1 protein-coding gene is annotated in these 2,263 nt (G+C 33.7%); it reads right to left on the bottom strand.

Annotated features, from left to right (window positions below):
- The coding region (locus KC460_05170) for a hypothetical protein (GenBank protein ID MCA9770732.1) at positions 1-2,214 on the bottom strand (2,214 nt) is incomplete at its 3' end.
- Between the last annotated feature and the right edge of the window lie 49 nt (positions 2,215-2,263).

Raw genomic sequence — 2,263 nt, 5'->3', positions numbered from 1 at the left:
ATAAGTCTTTCTTAAGAAATACTTTGCAATATTTTCTGAAGTCAAGGGGATTCTCACACTGCTTAAATAAGACTGACAGCATTCTATATAACTTGGCAATTTCACTAAGTTTTGAATATCCGTTCTATGAATGTTGTAGTTATTTGCAGCAGCCGTACCTTCAAACATCATATTGCCCCATCCGTCATTTGTGACTTTTAAATTATCATCCAAAATAATGTCCTTTTCCAAATTTGGAAAAATATCAGATATTTCTTCCCAGAAATTTCGTTCATTTTTCGCAAAGCCACTCTGATTGTGATTTTTTACAAAGTCACAATATTTTTTGTACATTCCCAATTGGGAAACCATTTTGGGCCAATTCTCAACATTCCTTTTTAGTAACTTATAATTTTGTGACTCTTCATCAGGAAAGAACTCTTTAGTAATTTGTGCCGCTTCAGTAGATATAATCTCACTGGTAGATATCAGGACATTATTAAAGGTGGTACCGGTGGCCAGGAGCTCTCTTATGAAAATAGAGACTGTAGTATTACCTAGCTCTGTAAGGGAAAGATCATTATAAGCCCAAAGCGGCGCCATACCAATCTTATAATTACTTTTTGTTTTATAAGATTCCAATTTCTCAGGTCTATATGCAAACTCATAGAACAAGGCCTGGAGCATGAAATTCTGTTGTAATAGACCTTTCTCTTTACTTAACAAAAAGTCCATGGCAGCATGCAGAGCGTCCTTATCAGCAATCTTGGTTTTCATATAGACTATCCGTCTTTCATTGATATCTATATTTGCATTTTTTTCACAAACAGAGTTAGAACAAAATACAAAGCGACTGTAATTTTCACTCTGCTTGGCATCCTTTCTCATTTCCCGAATTATCACGGAATTTCCAGTAATATATTGTTTAATTTGATTTTGGTAATCTCCATTGAACGAATTTTCCTCAATCAAAATTAACAATTTTCGGTTAATTAAAGAATTAAAATTACCAAAAAAGTGCTCTAAACGGCAACCCTGTACAAATAAGGCATCTCCTAACAACGGCTTCATAATATTTTCAAAAAACCAAGATTTACCAGATCCCTGAGGTCCGAAAAATAATGGACAATGCATTGGCTTCACCATTGGATTCTGAAAGATGTCCATAATAAAGGACATAAAATAATAATACTTCACTCTGTCATTATCACAGAGTGTCATTTTTACCCAATCTTTTACAAATTTCACATAATCATTTTCCTGGAAATTTCGAACATATTTCCAATTAGCTTCTAAGACTTCTTTCGGAATATGTGAAAATGGAAACCCAGTAAATTCATTAATTTCGTAAGGGAGTGGCTTTACATAGGCAAAATCACTCTGCTTACCATCTCGCTCAGCATTATACATAATGGTATTTACATTAAACGGAGTGAAACTCCGCACAGATATCACTCTAACATAAGGAGACTGTAAATAGGCTTTCAAAAAAGGTATAATAACCTTGGCAGTAGGAGCTTCTATTTCTCCGTTTTGGATTCTCTGTAAAAAAACGAGCCGCTGTTGTTGTTTAATATTCAAAGTTTTCCCAGAATTTAATTTAGCCTGTAAATCGTGAAATTCTAAATTAAAGTCTGTGGCACATGTCTTTGCAGCGGAGTGAAGTTCATTGTTTAAAAAAGGTAATAAAAATAGAAGCTTTTGTAATTCCTCCCCAGTTACATCTGACATTTGACATGTATAATTAAAAATAAGTCGACTTCTACAGATTGACTGTATACTTCCCTTGCCTCGATATTCTCTAATTTTTATTTTGGGAAACTCCTTTTTAACACTCACAGAATCTGGATAGTTACAGATATCATAATCTAGAAAACATTCTAGCACAGTCTCTGTTTTAGCCGTAGCATCCAAGGCATAAAAATTCTGGAGAAGTTCAAAAATGGCTTTTATTTTTCCGGATAAATTAGGAACAATCAGTCTGTCAGTATCTGTGTTGTCATAATCCTGTTGTCTTTCTGATAAAATTCCACGAATTTTCGGGACAATATTCTCTAAATCTTCCGAAGTTTTTGAAATTTCAGGGAAATAAAAATGAAACGGTTTAACAAGAGAGCGAGTACCACTATTATTACAGATAGTATCTACATTTTCACAAGTATTATCATCAAAATCACGTCTGTGTTGTTTCTCTAAATGGCTGTGTAAAAGGTTTTTATATACATTGGTAGACATATCTATTTTTGTGTGTGTGTGTGTGTGTGTGTGTTTGATGGATATAAAA

The organism is Candidatus Dependentiae bacterium (genome assembly GCA_020431705.1).
Taxonomy (GTDB): Bacteria; Babelota; Babeliae; order Babelales; family Vermiphilaceae; genus JAGQHQ01.
This window is presented reverse-complemented; position numbering and strand designations above follow the sequence as displayed.